Source organism: Acinetobacter sp. WA-87, assembly GCF_039938935.1.
Classification (GTDB): domain Bacteria; phylum Pseudomonadota; class Gammaproteobacteria; order Pseudomonadales; family Moraxellaceae; genus Acinetobacter; species Acinetobacter seifertii.
Map to the genome: position 1 here is coordinate 687,655 of NZ_JBDUVF010000001.1, position 17,572 is coordinate 705,226.

14 protein-coding genes and 2 pseudogenes are annotated in these 17,572 nt (G+C 37.2%); 7 read left to right on the forward strand and 9 right to left on the reverse strand.

The window, feature by feature from the left end; all coding sequences use genetic code 11:
* Positions 1-13: 13 nt before the first annotated feature.
* Entirely contained in the window at positions 14-973 is a 960-nt protein-coding gene (locus tag ABFY81_RS03345) for a response regulator transcription factor (RefSeq protein WP_347913022.1), read from the reverse strand.
* Positions 970-4,434, reverse strand: a complete 3,465-nt coding sequence (locus ABFY81_RS03350) for an ATP-binding protein (RefSeq protein ID WP_347913023.1) — start codon at positions 4,432-4,434, stop codon at positions 970-972. Before ABFY81_RS03350 ends, ABFY81_RS03345 begins: the two co-directional genes overlap by 4 nt.
* 195 nt (positions 4,435-4,629) lie before the next feature.
* Between ABFY81_RS03350 and ABFY81_RS03355 the strand changes: the two genes are divergently transcribed.
* Positions 4,630-6,246, forward strand: coding sequence for a hypothetical protein (locus ABFY81_RS03355; protein ID WP_004702319.1), 1,617 nt, complete (start codon positions 4,630-4,632; stop codon positions 6,244-6,246).
* Positions 6,247-6,302: 56 nt separating this feature from the next.
* On the opposite strand, the gene ABFY81_RS03360 is transcribed toward ABFY81_RS03355, so the two are convergent.
* A complete protein-coding gene (locus ABFY81_RS03360; protein ID WP_000376211.1) occupies positions 6,303-6,758 on the reverse strand; it encodes an Lrp/AsnC family transcriptional regulator in 456 nt (151 codons plus the stop codon).
* Between the two features lie 156 nt (positions 6,759-6,914).
* Here ABFY81_RS03360 and ABFY81_RS03365 point away from each other — a divergent pair, with 156 nt between their 5' ends.
* Positions 6,915-7,526, forward strand: coding sequence for a LysE family translocator (locus ABFY81_RS03365; RefSeq protein ID WP_174765591.1), 612 nt, complete (start codon positions 6,915-6,917; stop codon positions 7,524-7,526).
* A gap of 72 nt (positions 7,527-7,598) precedes the next feature.
* Here ABFY81_RS03365 and umuD read toward each other — a convergent pair whose 3' ends face one another.
* Positions 7,599-8,210, reverse strand: a complete 612-nt coding sequence (gene umuD, locus ABFY81_RS03370; RefSeq protein WP_019458855.1) for a translesion error-prone DNA polymerase V autoproteolytic subunit — start codon at positions 8,208-8,210, stop codon at positions 7,599-7,601.
* A gap of 283 nt (positions 8,211-8,493) precedes the next feature.
* Here umuD and ABFY81_RS03375 point away from each other — a divergent pair, with 283 nt between their 5' ends.
* Positions 8,494-8,730 carry a hypothetical protein gene (locus tag ABFY81_RS03375; RefSeq protein WP_004702323.1) on the forward strand — a complete coding sequence of 79 codons (237 nt, stop codon included), beginning with the start codon at positions 8,494-8,496 and terminating at the stop codon, positions 8,728-8,730.
* A gap of 171 nt (positions 8,731-8,901) precedes the next feature.
* Here the strand turns inward: ABFY81_RS03375 and katE are convergent, their stop codons facing one another.
* Positions 8,902-11,046: a catalase HPII gene (katE, locus tag ABFY81_RS03380; RefSeq protein ID WP_347913024.1), complete on the reverse strand. Its 2,145-nt coding sequence runs from the start codon at positions 11,044-11,046 to the stop codon at positions 8,902-8,904.
* Between the two features lie 53 nt (positions 11,047-11,099).
* Positions 11,100-12,509, reverse strand: a complete 1,410-nt coding sequence (locus ABFY81_RS03385; protein ID WP_347913025.1) for an iron-containing redox enzyme family protein — start codon at positions 12,507-12,509, stop codon at positions 11,100-11,102.
* A gap of 314 nt (positions 12,510-12,823) precedes the next feature.
* Between ABFY81_RS03385 and ABFY81_RS03390 the strand changes: the two genes are divergently transcribed.
* The 3 genes from ABFY81_RS03390 (at position 12,824) to surA1 (ending at position 14,241) form a co-directional block, all read left to right on the forward strand.
* Positions 12,824-13,303, forward strand: a complete 480-nt coding sequence (locus ABFY81_RS03390) for a CinA family protein (protein ID WP_347913026.1) — start codon at positions 12,824-12,826, stop codon at positions 13,301-13,303.
* A 285-nt stretch (positions 13,304-13,588) separates the two neighbouring features.
* Positions 13,589-13,819 carry a hypothetical protein gene (locus ABFY81_RS03395; RefSeq protein WP_347913027.1) on the forward strand — a complete coding sequence of 77 codons (231 nt, stop codon included), beginning with the start codon at positions 13,589-13,591 and terminating at the stop codon, positions 13,817-13,819.
* A 104-nt stretch (positions 13,820-13,923) separates the two neighbouring features.
* A complete protein-coding gene (gene surA1 / locus ABFY81_RS03400) occupies positions 13,924-14,241 on the forward strand; it encodes a surface antigen protein 1 (protein WP_086497038.1) in 318 nt (105 codons plus the stop codon).
* A 232-nt stretch (positions 14,242-14,473) separates the two neighbouring features.
* Here surA1 and ABFY81_RS03405 read toward each other — a convergent pair.
* Both ABFY81_RS03405 and ABFY81_RS03410 read right to left on the reverse strand, forming a co-directional pair.
* A pseudogene (locus ABFY81_RS03405) lies at positions 14,474-14,902 on the reverse strand (hypothetical protein).
* Positions 14,903-15,185: 283 nt separating this feature from the next.
* A complete protein-coding gene (locus ABFY81_RS03410) occupies positions 15,186-15,314 on the reverse strand; it encodes a hypothetical protein (protein WP_347913423.1) in 129 nt (42 codons plus the stop codon).
* Between the two features lie 964 nt (positions 15,315-16,278).
* Here ABFY81_RS03410 and ABFY81_RS03415 point away from each other — a divergent pair.
* Positions 16,279-16,566 carry a hypothetical protein gene (locus ABFY81_RS03415; RefSeq protein WP_019457659.1) on the forward strand — a complete coding sequence of 96 codons (288 nt, stop codon included), beginning with the start codon at positions 16,279-16,281 and terminating at the stop codon, positions 16,564-16,566.
* 4 nt (positions 16,567-16,570) lie between these two features.
* Here the strand turns inward: ABFY81_RS03415 and ABFY81_RS03420 are convergent.
* A pseudogene (locus ABFY81_RS03420) lies at positions 16,571-17,477 on the reverse strand (LysR family transcriptional regulator).
* Positions 17,478-17,572: the final 95 nt, after the last annotated feature.

The window sequence follows — 17,572 nt, forward strand, 5'->3', positions numbered from 1 at the left end:
TTTTTAATTAACTTTAATGAAACTCTTGTACCAGACTATTAATGTGAGCCACAGCAGCAGTTCGGTTTTCAACGCAAAGTTTTTCAAAAACATGCTCTAAATGCTTGTTCACCGTCCGTGGGCTCAGCTCCAAAATTTCTGCAATATCTTTATTGGTTTTCCCTAACAATAACCAGTGCATGACTTCTGCCTCACGTTGAGTCAACTGTGGGCAATATTTCAAAATATCAGCCATTTCCAAAGCCGGCGTAGAAGTCTTAATCTGTATCAGATAATTTTTTGCCACACTTGGTTCAGTTTCCCACGGCGTAAGCAATAAAAGCTGTAATTGCTGGGATGGCGTTGAATAAGAACAGCTGGTTAATTTTTTAGGGTCTTTTTCATTTTCTAAGTCTGAAAACCAAGCTTTTAAGCCTGCTTCAAAGCCCTCTAATTCAGGTAAATATTGATTCAGTAAATCACTGGCTTTTTGGGTTTTCCAAACAATTTTACCTTGAACATCTAGCGCAAGAATGGCTGTTTCCGTCGCATCAATCACCTGTTTCTGTTGCTGCAATAGTTTGGCATGTGCCAAATGTGTTTTTACCCTTGCTAGTACTTCTTCAATATTCAAAGGCTTGGTTACATAGTCCACCCCTCCGACCTGAAAACCACGCACAATATGCTCTGTCTCAGACAAACCTGTCATAAAAATGACGGGAATAAACTGCGTAATTGGACTTGCTTTAAGCTGTATGCAACTTTCAAAACCGTCCATATGGGGCATATTGCCATCGAGCAAAATCATATCTGGTAAGCATCGATGAGCTATTTCAATTGCACTTAACCCATCAGTTGTGACAAGCACGCGATAACCTGCCTGATCCAGACTTTCATGTAGCAAGCCCAGATTTTCCGGCACATCATCCACAATCAGAATAACAGACTGCTCATTTGGCGAAGCCTGCTGAAAAGAAACATGTTGCGTACTCATTGCTTATCCTGAATTAATCGTTGCGCGTGTTTTAAATCAAACTTTTGAATAGCCTGTTCAAGCTGTTCCCATAACTCGTTATGCTCCGGAAAATTTTGACGACATTGCGTTAAAGTCTGTTGAATTCCTCGAATGTAACCCTGCCCAATCAAATCATTTAATTGTTGCAAGCTTTGCGGCAAATCGAGCAGATCATTATTTTCAAGTTGTGTAATTGATGTATGAACAGTGGTTTGCTCCTGCTTAAACACCTTTACATCAAGTGCTTGAACCTCATTATTTTCAAGATGGGCATCTGATTTGGAATCAATCCATACCAAGCCTAACTTGTCTCCAATTTTACTCAGCAACAAATTGAGGTCGATTGGTTTTAGCATAAAGTCTTCACTTAAGACCGCATCTTGTGGATTGACTTCGCGCTCGCCTGCATTCGCTGAAATAATTAAGATCGGCACATTGGTAATATTATTCTGACGTAATAATCGCGCTGTTTCCCAGCCGCCCATCAAAGGCATATTTAAATCCATCAAAATCAGGTTAGGCTGAAAAATAGGTACACGTCTTAAACAGTCAATGCCCGACTCGGCTTCTTCAATCATAAATCCTAAAGGTTTTAGAAAATTAGCGACTAAACCTCGATCCACCGCTTCATTATCGACAACCAAAATTCGTTTTCGCTCGCCTTGATAGCCTGTAATTTGGTTGGAGTAAACATTAGAAATCGGATGAACCACTTCTTTTGAAGGTAAGTAAAACTTAATCTTAAATTGTGAACCCTGATTGAGCTGGCTACTCACAGATAGTTGGCCACCAAGTAAATCGACCAATAATTTTACAATTGGAAGCCCAAGCCCTGTTCCAGTAAATCCGCCTTGAACCACATTACTGCCCCGTTCAAACGGGTTAAAGATTCGCTCTAAATCGGCCTCGGCAATACCACAGCCCGTATCTCTAATTTCAAAGTAAGCCGTTTGAAAACGGTACTCAACCTTCAAAGTAATTGTGCCGCTTGTCGTAAACTTTAAAGCATTGCCCAATAAATTGATGAGCACTTGCTCTAAGCGTTTTTTGTCCGTACGCACATAGTGCGGTAGGTTCTCTCCAATTTCATACACAAACTGTAAATTCTTCTGTTCAAACTGTGGCTGAAACATTTGAATAATTTGTTCTATAAAATTGGGGAAATGAACATCCACTACATTTAAAGAAATCTTGCCTGTTTCAATGCGTGCTAAATCTAGTAAACCGTCAATCAGTGAAGTCAAATGCTGCCCACTACGGCTAATCACCCCGAGCGCCATTTTGCCTTGTTCTGAAAGCTGCTCTTGTTTTTGAAGTAATTGGCTATAGCCCAAAATACTATTTAGAGGTGTTCTTAGTTCGTGGCTAATGCCAATGACATAACGGCTTTTTGCATCATTTGCTCGCTCTGCTGAAATTCTGGCATCTTGCAGGTCTTTTGAAGTGACTTCATGGGCAGCAATTTCATCAAACAATAATGCTGTTTGCTGATGCGTTTCGATTTCGGCATTACGACGGCTTTCATCGTTTAGCACTAACCACCATGCAGCAACACTCATCAATAGAAATAAAATGGTGTAGATTTTTACAAACAGCGTAAATAACTGAGGAACGGCTGCGGCATTAATCGTTTCTAAATAGGTTTTTTCTTGGATATAAACCAGACTTAAACTCACCGCCAAAACAATAGACAGCCCCAGAGTCAGCAATAGATACAAACTGACCCTGCTATTTAAACGACTCGCCCAGCGTTCTGGTAAATAGTGCCAGATAGCTTTTTTGAGTTGTACTGACCAGCGTGCATCAGGTTTACATAAATCGTGGCAGCGTGCTTCAAGTGAACAGCATAGAGAGCAAATCGTACCGTTATAGGCTGGACAACCCGCCATATCGGCAAGTTCATAGTCCCTTTCACATACCACACAGTTAGCAACCGAAGTCGCCTGAATTTTTTCAGGCTGGCGTGCAATGTAATATTTGCCTTTGGTTAAGTAAGCAATAACAGGCACACATAACACCGCACTCCCCAAAGCAATGAAACTTGCTAAACCTTTCGCCATCAATCCGAAAAAGCCCAAATAACTGAGCATTGATAACACTGAAGCAATCAGTAAGGCGCCCACACCTACGGGGTTAATGTCGTATAAATAAGCACGGCGGAACTCAATTCCCTTTGGGCTTAAACCCAAAGGTTTACAGATAATTAAATCGGCAACAACCGCGCCAATCCATGCCAAAGCGATATTGCTATATAGACCTAAAATGCGCTCAACTGCATGGCTAATGCCCATTTCCATCAAAACAATAGCAATAAAAACATTAAAAAGAAGCCAGACAATTCGCCCCGGATGGCTATGAGTTAAACGGGCAAAAAAATTGGACCATGCCAATGAGCCAGCATAGGCATTGGTCATATTAATTTTAATTTGCGCCAAGCAAACCAGTGCTAATGTGAGAATTAAAGCAAGTTGAGGATTTGGAATAAATTGTTGATAGGCAACCCAATACAGATAAGTCGGATTGTCCAGTTCAGAGACAGGAATAAACAGCTGAAAAGCCAAAACCATCAGCAACATGCCCATCAATACTTTTAGAAATCCAAAAATAATCCAAGATGGACCACCTAAAAAAACGGCAAACCGCCATGCAGTTCTGTTCTTTTCTTGTTGCGGTAAAAAACGTAAATAGTCTGCTTGCTCACCAATTTGGATCACAAATGAAAAAATAAGAGTGCACGCCGCACCAAAGTAATACAGATTGAAATCGGTCGAGTTTGAAACCGCACCAACAAAATGCAGGCTACTACTTAAAATTTGTGGCTGTTTCCAAAGTACAAAAAACCACGGCAATAAAAGCAACAAGAGCCAGATTGGCTGAGTGATTGCCTGAACTTTATTAATAAAACCAATGCCTTTGACCACTAAAGGCAAAATCACTAAGGCAGAAATTAAATAACCAATAACTTGCGGAATGCCTAAAGCCAGCTCAAGTGCCATCGCCATAATTGCGGCTTCAAACGCAAGCAAAATAAAGGTAAAGCTGGCATAAATTAGAGATGTAATGGTCGAACCAATGTAGCCAAAACCTGCACCACGAGTAAGCAAATCGACGTCTACATTATATTTTGCGGCGTAGTAACTAATGGGCCAACTGGTTAAGAATATGATGGTACATACGACAATTGCTGCCCAGACTGCATTGCTAAAGCCATACTGCCAAAGCATGGTCGCCCCAATGGCTTCCATAGCCAAAAAGCTAACGGTCGAAATTGCGGTGTTGGTCACAGTCCAAGGTGACCATTTTCTTACCGAGGTAGGTGCATAGCGGAGCGCATAATCTTCGATACTTTCATCGGCCACCCAAATATTATATTCACGGCGTGTTTTGATCACACGTTGTGGCGCTTGTTGGGGGCGTGAAGAATCTGGCATAACACTCATGTTTTGGATAGGGCTGCATTAAACCCAGCAATCCTTATGCCAAAAGTCATTTATCATGGCGATTTTCTCGAATACGCACATATACGCAAAATAACGTATTTTCAATTTTTCCCAAAAATCACACACTCAAAACCATCAAAAAACAATGATCAATATTTGTGTTGATTGACCGAAAATAATTGGGAGATTGATGTTATGAGTGTATCTGAACATCCAAATCTGGACACTGTGCAAGGTACAGATTCACAAAAAGCAGTGAATGAAACCTTAGAAGATTATACTTTACGTTATGCTCCACACAGCTTTCGGCGCTGGAGTCCCAAAGTTGTCGCTATTACTGCACTTGGTGGTATTGCCTATCTTGCTGACTTTTCTATTGGCGCCAGTATTGGTATGTCTTACGGAACAACCAATGCTGTTTTCTCCATTTTATTTGCAGCGATTATTATCTTCTTAACCGGGATTCCTTTAGCCTACTACGCAGCGCGCTATAACATCGACCTTGACTTGATTACCCGCGGTGCAGGTTTCGGTTACATCGGATCAGTTCTTACTAGTATCATTTTCGCCAGTTTCACATTTATTTTCTTTGCCCTTGAAGGTTCAATCATGGCGCAAGGGTTATTGCTTGGTTTAGGCATTCCGCTTTGGGCTGGCTATCTCATCTCAACCATTATGGTGATTCCATTGGTGATTTACGGTATGAAAGCCTTGAGTAAATTACAAGTTTGGACTACCCCACTTTGGCTTATTCTGATGATTGGTCCTGTGGCCTACCTGATTTATCAAGAACCAACTTTAGTCAGCCAATTTGCTACTTTTACAGGTAAAGAAGGTTTTGCAACTGTAGACATGGCAGCAATCATGTTAGGTGCGGGCATTTGTTTATCCCTCATCATGCAAATTGGTGAACAAATTGATTACTTACGTTTCATGCCTGCGAAAACAAAAGAAAATAGCAAAGCATGGTGGGCAGCCGTTATTTCAGCGGGTCCGGGTTGGGTAATTTTAGGGGCAATCAAACAAATTATTGGGGCATTTTTAGGTTTCTATTTACTTACTAAAATACCGGGCGTAAACAGCACTGAACCTGTTCAACAGTTTAATGCAGCTTTTCATGACATGCTTCCGGGTTGGGCTGCTTTAACACTCGCAGTGATTTTGGTGGTCATTTCTCAAATTAAAATTAATGTGACCAATGCTTACTCTGGTTCCCTTGCATGGACAAGTGCCTACACTCGTATTAGCAAACATTATCCGGGACGTATTGTCTTTGTGATGGTGAACTTGGCAATTGCGCTTGCTTTGATGGAAGGCAATATGTTTGCGGTATTGGGTAAAATCTTAGGGTTCTATTCAAACTTTGCAATTGCTTGGGTTGTAGTTGTTGCAACAGACATTTCAATCAACAAATATGTTTTAAAACTTTCACCGAAAGAACCTGAATATCGCCGTGACATGCTCTACAACGTAAACCCTGTCGGTATGGTTGCATTCCTTGTATCAGCAGGACTATCGATTGCAGCATTCTTCGGCTTACTTGGTAGCTTCTTGGCGCCTTACTCACCGCTTATCGCGCTTGTACTTGCTTTTGTCTTAACTCCAATCATGGGCTTATTAACCAAAGGAAAATACTACATCAAGTCACACGATGACGGCATTAAAGAACCACGTTACGATGCTGAAGGTACACCAGTTGCAACGGTTTATCACTGCCGCGTATGTGAGCAAGGTTATGAGCGTCCAGATATTATGTTCTCTCACAAACATAACGGCACGATCTGTTCTTTATGTAAAACACTCGACGCTTAAATACTCTCGAAACTAAAAAAGAAGCTTTAAAGCTTCTTTTTTTAGGCCTGATGTTTTTAGCCAATCGGAAATAAACGTTCAGGCACTACATCTTTCATCACAATGGTTGAAATGAGTCGTTGCACACTTGGAATAGCAGATAATTTTTCATCATACAACCGCTGAAAAGCCGGTAAATCTTTAGCGACCACATGTAGTAAATAATCTGGCTCACCAAACAAGCGCTGGGCCTGAATAATTTGTGGGATATCAATTACGGCATTTTCAAACTTCTCGACTGCCTGTTTATCACCTTCTTTAAGCGTAATAAAAACAATCGCTGAAAATTCAAATCCCACTAAGTTTGGGTCGAGTTCTGCCCGATAGCCTTTAATGGCGCCCGACTCTTCTAAAGCCTTCACTCGTCTGTGACAAGGTGAAATGCTCAAGCCTACTTTTTCTGCCAATTCAGTAATAGATAATCGGCCATTTAATTGCAATTCAGCAAGAATCTTTTTATCTGTGCGATCCATTTAGAAAAATTTACCCCAAATGAGTGTGATATGAGCAAACATTTAAAAGCACATTCTAAATACATGAGCATATTATTTTCAACAAGCTCGAATAAATAGGGATTTTTTCTAAACCACGAGCGAAACCTTTGGAAAATAGTTTGCCGAGATAAGCATATGGCTTTTAACATTTTTATTGCATTTTGGAGTGTCTCCATTCTTTTTATTATTACGCCAGGGGCAGACTGGGCCTATGCCATTTCGGCAGGAATTAAGGGCAAAGTCGTCGTACCCGCTGTTGCAGGTATGCTATTTGGGCACTTTATTACGATTTTATTGGTAGCAGCTGGTGTTGGTCTACTTGTAGCAAATAATCCAACTGCACTCATGATCCTAACAATTGCAGGTTCTGCTTATTTGTTATGGATGGGAATAAACTTATTACTTACCCCTCCTACTCCGAATCAGTCTGGTTCTGAAAAAGCTCAGTCATGGTTGAGCTGGGCAACCAAAGGCATTTATGTGAGTGGATTAAACCCGAAAGTTTTTTTACTTTTTTTAGCGCTGCTTCCTCAATTTATTGACACTACTGCTTCATGGTCAGTGACAACACAAATTCTTGCCTTTGGTGTTGTTCACATGATTAGCTGCGCGATTATTTACTTAATGGTGGGTTATGGTTCAGAGGCTATTTTAAAAACCAGACCACAAGCAGCTCAATTAGTCGGTCGTTTTTCAGGTGGTTTGATGGTTGTTATCGCAACATGTTTATTGATTGGGCAAATTTAAAAAGTCATTCAGCAAAAAGTTACTGGCCATCATTTCGGGTCAGTAACTTGAATAGTAAAATATAAGAAAAATTTATCTCATTCGTTTGAGGTTATAAGTCACCACTCCCCAAATAACCAGTTCTTGCCCCTCTTCAATATAAATATTTTGATAATCAGGGTTTTCTGCTTTTAGCCAAACTTTAGGCGGCTTAAATTGACTATCAATCATTAAGCGCTTAACGGTGAAATCATTGTCGATGAGTGCAATCACAATATCACCCGATTTAGCAGGAATACTACGGTCCACAATAAGCGGATCATTAATATCAATTCCAGCATCTAACATAGACAACGAATTGGCCTTAACAATAAAGGTGGCATTTTCATTTCTAATTAAATATTCATTTAAATCGAGCGCTTGCTCAATATCATCTTGCGCAGGCGAAGGAAAACCCGCAGCAACACGCTCTGTTGCCAAAGGAATCTGATAAATTTTATCGTTGTTTGGATGAACCTGTTGTATTTTTAGTTTTGAACTAAAATCTGTCTGGTTATCGGTTTTGACATTATTCAGTAACCAATTTTTGATAAAGTTGACTTGAGATTCAGGAACACGAATCACTTTGGTGGGTTCATTAAACTGTGCTTTACGACCAGCATTTTCCCGTGCACCGCCATGCTCGAATTCTTTTTTCTTTGGCATACCGCCTCCATCTCACCGTTCAAATCCTACACGAACAATGTAACTTGAAAAAGTTACACTTTCAAGTTGACGAAATATTTTTTTTGCATAACAATAAATCTCATGATCAGATTTTAATCCATTTTGCTTTTAACAGGGATGCTAAAACGAAAATGGCAATTTGAAGAAAATCAAAACCTATTGTGAAATAGTCCTTGTTACTGACTGTTTTGATTTTTATCAAATGAAATTCTGGACACTTAAATATGAGTTAGATTCAGTTTTTGGTATGGAGACATGCGAAATGAAAAATCAACGTGATGCAGTTTTAGGTTATGCAAATGAGCAACATGCTTACTTTATCCGTCTTATTGAAAATGATGCGGTATTAGGTGAAAGCTACGGAATTTTCTGTGAAAATCCGGAAAGTGAAGCAGCCGAAAGTATTATGACGACACTATTTTTAAAGAAATCTTTTTGGTTAAATGGCTCAGAATTTACAGATATTGTAAAAGGCCTACACCCTCTTACTCATTCATAAGTTTATAAAAATTATAAAATAAAGGAGGCATTATGCCTCCTTTATTCTCAAAAACTGTCTGCTTAAGACGTAAAACGTCCAGAGGCATCGCGTTTTTGATTACCACATTATTGTCATAGTTAAGGCCGCAATTTCATTTAGTTAAAAAATTAACTTTCAGGGCTTCTTTATTTAAGCCGGTACGTGTGCGGCTATTTGTTCTCGTGACCAAACACGATGAGTTTTTATCAGATTTTTAAATTTTTCCGCAATATGCTGGAACTCATCTTCTATTAAAGTTCCTTCATCTGCAACTAAACCAAGTGGCTCAAGCAAATCAGATTTATTACCTAAAAATGCAATTGGTTTTAAATGCTTATAAGCTTCGAGTACATAATGACGTGCTACACCATCTTGCATCACTGCATTTAAATTATCGCCATCTGGAACAATTACAGCATCATAAGCAATTGAAGGTTCAGCCATTTGCATACCATCAGCTACAATAATATTGTCTTTATGGTCTTTTACTGGAGCCAAGCTCGGCGCTAGTAAATGAACAACCACACCTTCTTTAATCGCCCAATTTTTAATAGCTTCAAGTGTATCTGACTTCACAAGATTATGAATAAGTACAGCAATTTTTCTACCTTGAATATCCTCAGGTGGGAAAGCTAAAAGAGATAACTTGGCGGATTTTTCAATTGCTATTTTCTTATAATCTAAGGTTAAGTCAGGCACTTCAATACCTAGGTTCGCACCGACTTGACGTGCCAAATCGAGATCGATATTTGCCAAAATTTGTTGAACTTGGCGCTCACGAATATGTTTTCTTTGAACTTTACTTAACTCAAAAGTATAGGCATCGACCACATGTTTTTGCTCATGTGGCGCAAGGCTTTTGTAATAAAGTCGAGGCTGTGAGAAATAATCAGAAAATGTCTCACTTCTTTGACGAAGTTTATGTCCGCTGATTTTTTCAGGATAACTTTCAAAACCACCATTTGATGCTGCTGGCGGTGTCTCAACTGGCCAATTTCCATCAATTGAGTTTGGTTGATATGAAGCTTGGCCCTTATGAATAGTATGTTGATGAATACCATCACGTTGATTGTTATGGAATGGACACACTGGTTTATTAATCGGAATTTGGTGGAAGTTTGGTCCACCTAAACGGCTTAATTGGGTATCTGTATATGAAAATAGACGTGCTTGTAAAAGTGGGTCATTTGTAAAATCAATACCAGGTACTACATGGCCCGGACAGAAAGCCACCTGCTCTGTTTCAGCAAAGAAATTATCAACATTTCTATTTAAAACAAATCGGCCAATGGGCGTAACAGGAACTAATTCTTCAGGAATAATTTTGGTTGGGTCCAATAAATCGAAGTCAAAGTTCATTTCATCTTCTTCTTCAACAATCTGCACGCCGAGTTCCCATTCTGGATAAAAACCTTGCTCAATTGCTTCATAAAGATCACGACGATGGAAATCGGGGTCTTTACCTGCAAGTTTCTGAGCTTCATCCCATACCAGCGCACTTAAACCTTGTTTTGGTGTCCAGTGAAATTTCACAAAGTGTGATTTACCTTCGGCATTAATTAGACGGAAGGTATGCACACCAAACCCTTGGATTGAACGTAAGTTACGTGGAATTGCACGGTCTGACATTGCCCAAATTACTGCATGTGCAGACTCAGGAACTAAAGACACAAAATCCCAGAAAGTATCATGTGCAGTTGCACCCGTCGGGATTTCTGTATCGGGTTCAGGTTTTACTGCATGCACAAAGTCTGGAAACTTAATCCCGTCTTGCACAAAAAAAACAGGTGCGTTATTTCCCACTAAGTCAAAATTACCTTCTTGGGTATAAAACTTAATGGCAAAACCACGAATATCACGGACTGTGTCGGCTGAACCACGTGGTCCTTGTACTGTTGAAAAACGTACAAAAATTGGCGTCTGAATAGTTGGGTCTGTTAAAAACCCAGCTTTGGTTAAACGTTCATTTCCTTCATATGCCTGAAAATAACCATGTGCCCCTACACCACGCGCATGCACAATACGCTCAGGTATACGCTCATGGTCAAAGTGGGTGATTTTTTCCCTTAAAATGAAATCTTCCAATAAAGTTGAGCCACGAATACCCGCTCTTAAGCTATTTTGGTTATCCGCTATTTTAACCCCCTGATTGGTGGTTAATGCCTCATTGGTTGCATCATCTCTTACTTTGTCTAACTGTTCAGTTTTCTGGGTAGTATTGGCTTTATTTGCTGCATCGGCGCCAGCCATTTCACTTGTTTTATTAGTTAATTTAGTTTTGTCGTTCATATCCATTACCTATGTTTTGAAAGTTAAACTTGGGGTTGAGGTTAAAAACGTTTATCAAACTAGTTTTTAAACGTACCTAAATAAGGAAAAAGAAGTTCTACGTATTTACGAGTACTCCAAAGACCAATACTTTTATGATGAGAATCAGGGGCTAGAAATGGGGTAAGTTTGCATATTTTTATTGCAAGATCGCTTGATTGCAGCACGCGCTGTTGCAGTGCATCAAGTTCGCCATCAGAGATATAGCTAAATAAATAGTCCTGAATACGCTGGCTATTCTTAAGTTCTCGGCTGTATGCCAAGAAGTTAGAAGAATGATCACTACCAGCAATCCAGTCATGAATAATTTGGCGCTCTACAGGGTTAAATACCCCAAACATTTTTCCATTTTCTTCATTAATCATCCGCCAGAACACGCTCTGTTCAGGGTCGGTATTAAACTTAATCCATTTCTGTTCAGTTAAATGAGTGATCAAACCTGCAATATCATCAGGGTTTGATAACCATTGATTAATGGTTTTGCAGCCAAACTGTCTGGTTTCGTTATGAATGAGCTGCCCGACAAGTGCCTTTCTTTTCAAAATTTTATGAACAAAGTCTTCAAGACTTAAATTCTTGATAATATTTGAGGAAGATTCACCACGGTTATTCAAGGCAAAACCTTGTTTTAACTTGGTAAAGAAAAGCTCTTTATCTCTGTATTTGTTGTAAATATCTTCAATAACTTTAATGGCTTTATGGGCATGGCCATTGTCAATGTTATCAATGGTGATATGTAGATTAAAATATTTAGAATCAATGCCTAATTCGGCAAGCTCATAATTTGAAATTAAAAGATGCAGTGGAAGCTGTTCATATCCTAAATTAAAACCGACCATCTCAGGAATAAACTCAGGTGGTGCATACCCTAGTGCTAGCTGAACGACTGCTTGATGATAGTATTCGTCGTCTAAAAGTAAATCGAAACTGTCGAGTCCGAGACTACGTAAAAGGTCATCATAAATACAAACATGGTTCGCTTTCGGTTCTCCTAAACCAAGTTCTTCCAAATAAGTAATAATGAGTTCATGAAAGACCGGATCATTCCAATAATGCACTGAGCTATATAACCATGCACCATCGACCTTTTTAGTCGGCGATATTTTTATGAGAAATTCAAATGCCTGAGCAACATTCTGAAAATACTCTCTATCTTGACCAGCTTGTCTACGGTTTAAATATGCCTGAAATCCCTGACAATTTTTTTTATTATCGTTCTCACACCATGTTTTAATCGAATTGATATCTGAAGGAAAATCTATTTCCTCTATCTCTAATTTTTCAATCTCTTTAATCAGAAAATCTCTTGCCTTTTTCTCTTTCTCAAAACTTGAAACATCAGGATCAAGAAAAAAAACAAACAATTCATAATAATTTTTTTGATTATCTTGTAATAAGTCTAATAATCTTTCTTTCACTACAACAGGCATTTTTTATTCTCCGTTTGTGAGATATCAATTACCATACGTGACCTGAATTATAATCAAGTTTTAAGTTTGTTATTTTGCGTTATTAAAAATTAAGATAAACCGTATAAATCAAAAAAATTCAAAGATATACAAATTAACGCAAAATTACATTTAAACTTTTAGAATTACTTAAGCTGCTGTTTTTATATAAAATTTGCAAAAATTAATCTAAATTTACATTAATTTAACCATCAAAAGTAAAATGTTAAAAAATAACTAATCAAAATTTCAAATAGTTCTATAACATTTAAAAAATAATTAAAGGGAGAATTAGAATGTTTAATTCATGTTGTAAATTATTAGCAGATACGAAAATCAAAATTGCTTTTTTTGAAAGCGCTTCTGCTGGCTATCTTGCTTATCGTTTTTCTTTGAGTCCTTATTCAGGAGATATCCTTATAGGTAGTCTTGTAAGTTATGATCTTCTAGTAAAGGAAAACACCCTGCATATTTCAGAGCAACTTATTGAAAAATATACTGCCGAATCAATGCAAGTGACTGTTGAAATGATTAATAAAGGAAAGGAACTTTTGCATGCTGACCTGTATGTTGCCTGCACAGGCCTCTTAAAAAAAAGGGGTTCTGAAACAGAGGAAAAACCTGTAGGAACGTTCTTTTATTCAATATATTATAAAAATAATTTTTATAATTTTAGACGTGTTTTAAAAGGACCAGCCTTTTTAAAACTTAGAAATTTGACGCACTATATTACTCAAGATATAAAACTTATTATATTAGATGAAAAAGCCTCTTAAATTATATAAAAAGTTAACAAATATACATTTGGAAATATTTATTATCTTTCTTAAATATTATGTGCTGAAATGTAATTTTTTAAACATTCATATTAATAATGTTTATGACTAAAAATCACATTAACTAAAAATCAGCAAGTTATTTAAAATTGATAACTTTTAAATTTACATTTAAATATGGGGTAACACCCCCACCCTACACATTTAAAAGCTACATGTTTTAATAACCCTATCTGAAGCTCTCAGATAAAACACATCGTCATAATTGATATGAGGTATTAAAAAATGAGCACTACTAATAATCAAGCAAATCAACGCAATAATCAGCAACAGCAACAGCAACAGCAACAACAGCAAAATGACAGCCGTAATCAACAACAACACGGTAACCAACAGCAAAACGATCAACAACGCAATAATCAGCAGCAACAGCAAAATGATAACCGCGGCCAACAACAAGGATCTAACCAAAAAGATTCTGGCCAACAAAATTCAAATAACAACCAACAACGTTAATCGTTTGTAATTGTTCTTTGATGCGGTCGATCATTTAGGAAGGTGAACTCACCTTCCTAAATCTAATATAAGCATAAAATTTAATAAAATATGAGGGAATTCTAATGACAGATCAAAATACAGATCATGCTCAACTAGTAGCTGGCGATCATAACTATTCTGACTCGCGCTGGCGTGAAAGCTATCTTACCCGACCTTATTACCAAGAAGCGCAATTAACAACACCAGATCTAGATTATGATCGTGACTTTTCTACAGCTTATGAACTTGGTCATCGGGCTCGTTCTGAATCTAAGGAAGGAACTCAGTTTGAAGACATGGAAAGTAGTTTGCAGCAAAAATGGGAAGAACTCAAAGCTGAGTCTCGCTTAAAATGGGAACATGCGAAACAAGCCATTAAAGATGCATGGGATGATATTTAACATCCTCAAACGGTCCAAAGCTATAAGCTTATTTCCTATTGGCCCTGGGAAATAGGCTTTTTTATTGTTTTGTTTTGCTCACTTTTTGCTTTACACCATAAATTTCCGAATCGCTAATGCAAGTTCCTTCTGTAAAATGTACAAACATACATCTCATCTTAAATATCTATAATTACTAGCTTATCAAAATAAAAACCTGACTTAGATAATCAAGTCAGGTTTTCGCTAAAAATCAATTTTGATTTTTCTTAAAATATTCAATTATTTCTTCGCCATTATTTACCGGCTTTTTCTGTGAAGGATAAGTTTCCTCATATGCATAAGCTGATAATGTAATTTTGGCCCGAATTGGAGGTAATTTCTCTTGTCCACCCGTAGTAATCCGCTCAATAAAACCAGCAAGCCAGAGTACAAACTCCTGTGTATTTTTACTTTTAGGAATAAGACTTAAATCCAATTTAATTTTTGACTCTTACAAAGGCTTAATTAGCAGCTCAGCGAAATCAATATAATTATATAAAAGCTTTAGCTGTGTCCCTTTTATTTCATGTCTGAGTTCGATCATCAAGTTGTTAAGATCTTCCATCGGCTCATCCGTAAACCCTTTTTTTTCTTTGACATTTTGATATATTTTCTCAGCTATTTTTAAATATTGGGGCATATCCTTACCTTTATAGTTCATTATTACTAAAATGAATTTTGGATGAATATAAGTAAGCTATTGTGTTTGTTTTATTAACTTTTTGAAAAGATATATTCATTTTACAACAATTCAGTAACACTTAGATCCCCAAGCAGAAAATAGATAATAAATAATTGATAAATATTATATTTTCATATATTTAATTTTTATTATGCTATATTTTTTAGATAAAATAACAATAAAAAAAGCCCACTTAATAAGTAGGCTTTGTTAAGGAAAACTAATTATTGTGACTTTCTATTCATATCATGAGGTGCTGCTGGATCACTTGCTCCATGCATTCCATCATTTCTTGAATGCGGTCTTGGCATGCGCTCACGCCCATAGCTATTACAAGTACCATACTCACTGCACAAAAGATTCTAACCATTTAAATTACCTTTATAAATATTAAAATGTAGGTTTATGAATAGCATTATCTTATGTTGGCCTACTGCTGTGGTTCTCTTAACTTTTGTAGATTATGCAAGCTTATGTAAAAACCTAAAATATGATGAGTAAAATTATATTTATTGCAATTGAAATTCTGGTTATTTTTTGGCATGCAGTGTATGCACTCCATAGTCCAACTTATAAAAATAGAATTATTAAATAGTTTAGCAAAACGATACATCCAATTAATGACACTCATATACTATATAAATAAACAATTAATAAATAATTGATATATATGATTAAAAAACAACACCTCACGTAAAATAAAAATGAGTTATATTAATGTTATGCGTTTTAGTTTTTCTATTTTCTAAATAAAAACAGGCAAATATTTATATCAAATTATATAAATCAATCTTTTATTTTTGCAATTGACCCACTCTAATGCTCAGCTTATGATGCTCGCGCTGACCAATTTTGTCAGTCGGTTTTAGCAGACCGTCTACCTAAGTGCACTAAAAACACGTTTTTTGGTGTGAAGCCCCTCGTGCCTTTGATGGAGGAACGAGAGTGGGACACCTTCGGGTGTGCTGGTTTCTTAGGTATCAGTCTGCTAACCCTCTTTCGTTTCACCACCATAATGATTAGCAATGAATGGGCGTAACTTCTTTAATTAAGGAGTCACTCATGACTATTATTTTATATTTTTTAAATTCTTTTATTAATCATATTTATATTCGACATCTTTTACTTATTCAGGCATTTTTTAGAGATCACCCCTCACATCTCTCTAAAATAAAAACCTTATATAGAGTTCAAAAATTGTTTATTTAATCCTTTTACCTACCCATCTATATAAGTTTAGGTAAGAGTTTTATGTATTCAAAAAAACCGCATAAAGATAAGAACTTCTATCAACATCACTTAGCGATAACAACAACCTATGCAGAGTAACAATAATGTTTTTTCTACGTCGTTTTGTTCTGGTGAGCCTGCTTGCGATAAGTGTTTTAAATTTAATAGGATGCAGACCATTGAGCAAAAAAGAATTTAATGCACATTGTGTTTGGGCAGGACATGACCTTTCACAGTGTAATTGTATTTATAACTCTTTGGAACAACACTATTCACCACAATTTGTTGAAAACTTACCAAAAGTGAGTTTGCAGAATATTGATGCCAAAATGAACTTTGTAGACACCATGAATACAACAATGCGACAGTGCCAATTTAGTGCTAGAAAATAGCTATCTAACTTATAAGGGCATGTTCTACCAGAAAATCTAAAAATACACGTACACGTTTAGGGACATATTTATCATGACCAATCCAAACAGCATGAAATTCTTCAAAAGCTTTGATATTCCAGTCTTCAAGAATTTTAACGAGTTGTTTTTGCTGTAATGCGTTTTGAATTTGAAATTCATTAAGCTGAGCAATACCTACATCTGCAAGGGCCAATTGTAAAATAGCTTCACCGTTATTTACTTTTAACATCTTTGATGGGTGCTAGGTTAATTTCCTGATCTGCTTTTTTAAATAGCCAAGTTTTGTTCTGGCGCTGGTAGCTTACATCTAAAAGCTGATGTTCATGCAGTTCATCTGGATGTTCGGGACAACCATACTGTTCAATATATGCGGGTGAACATACATAAACTTTATGAGTACTCCCGAGTGAGCGAGCCACCAAATTTGAACTTTTTAATGGCCCTGTCCGAATTGCAACATCAATTCTTTGCTCAACTAAATTAATCACTTCGTCACTCAAATGAGCCTCTAACTCAATTTGTGGATAACGCTGATTAAATAAGGAAATACACGGTAATAAAAAATGCGTCCAATATGAAAGACTGGTATGAATTCTGATTCCCCCTTGTGGTATATGATTTGCAGTAACGGATTGTTCAAGTTCATCTAAATTATTGAGTATTTGAAGCCCTTGCTCATAAAACTGGCATCCTTCACTCGTCAGCTGAAACTGGCGTGTCGAACGGTTCAGCAGTCTGACACCAAGTCTTTTTTCCAACCGAGAAATTAACTTACTGACCGCAGATGGCGTCATATCACATGCTCGTGCAACGGCAGAGAAACTTCCAAGCTCGACCACCCGTATAAAAATTGCCAACTCACCAGATCGATTAATATCAAAATAAGACATAACAAAATTTATTTATGAATTGTATTCACAAATCTTATTCCGCTTAGCCCGCTATAACAAGGCATCAATTTATTTCAAGATAACTTTAATTCGTT

Coding starts and splice junctions, on each gene's coding strand:
- ABFY81_RS03350 (WP_347913023.1), bottom strand. CDS start 4,434: ATGAGTGTTATGCCAGATTCTTCACGCCCCCAACAAGCGCCACAACGT.
- ABFY81_RS03410 (WP_347913423.1), bottom strand. CDS start 15,314: ATGGTTAGAATCTTTTGTGCAGTGAGTATGGTACTTGTAATAGCTATG.
- ABFY81_RS03415 (WP_019457659.1), top strand. CDS start 16,279: ATGTTTTTTCTACGTCGTTTTGTTCTGGTGAGCCTGCTTGCGATAAGT.
- ABFY81_RS03390 (WP_347913026.1), top strand. CDS start 12,824: ATGTTTAATTCATGTTGTAAATTATTAGCAGATACGAAAATCAAAATT.
- umuD (WP_019458855.1), bottom strand. CDS start 8,210: ATGCCAAAGAAAAAAGAATTCGAGCATGGCGGTGCACGGGAAAATGCT.
- ABFY81_RS03385 (WP_347913025.1), bottom strand. CDS start 12,509: ATGCCTGTTGTAGTGAAAGAAAGATTATTAGACTTATTACAAGATAAT.
- ABFY81_RS03355 (WP_004702319.1), top strand. CDS start 4,630: ATGAGTGTATCTGAACATCCAAATCTGGACACTGTGCAAGGTACAGAT.
- ABFY81_RS03345 (WP_347913022.1), bottom strand. CDS start 973: ATGAGTACGCAACATGTTTCTTTTCAGCAGGCTTCGCCAAATGAGCAG.
- ABFY81_RS03375 (WP_004702323.1), top strand. CDS start 8,494: ATGAAAAATCAACGTGATGCAGTTTTAGGTTATGCAAATGAGCAACAT.
- surA1 (WP_086497038.1), top strand. CDS start 13,924: ATGACAGATCAAAATACAGATCATGCTCAACTAGTAGCTGGCGATCAT.
- ABFY81_RS03360 (WP_000376211.1), bottom strand. CDS start 6,758: ATGGATCGCACAGATAAAAAGATTCTTGCTGAATTGCAATTAAATGGC.
- ABFY81_RS03395 (WP_347913027.1), top strand. CDS start 13,589: ATGAGCACTACTAATAATCAAGCAAATCAACGCAATAATCAGCAACAG.
- katE (WP_347913024.1), bottom strand. CDS start 11,046: ATGGATATGAACGACAAAACTAAATTAACTAATAAAACAAGTGAAATG.
- ABFY81_RS03365 (WP_174765591.1), top strand. CDS start 6,915: ATGGCTTTTAACATTTTTATTGCATTTTGGAGTGTCTCCATTCTTTTT.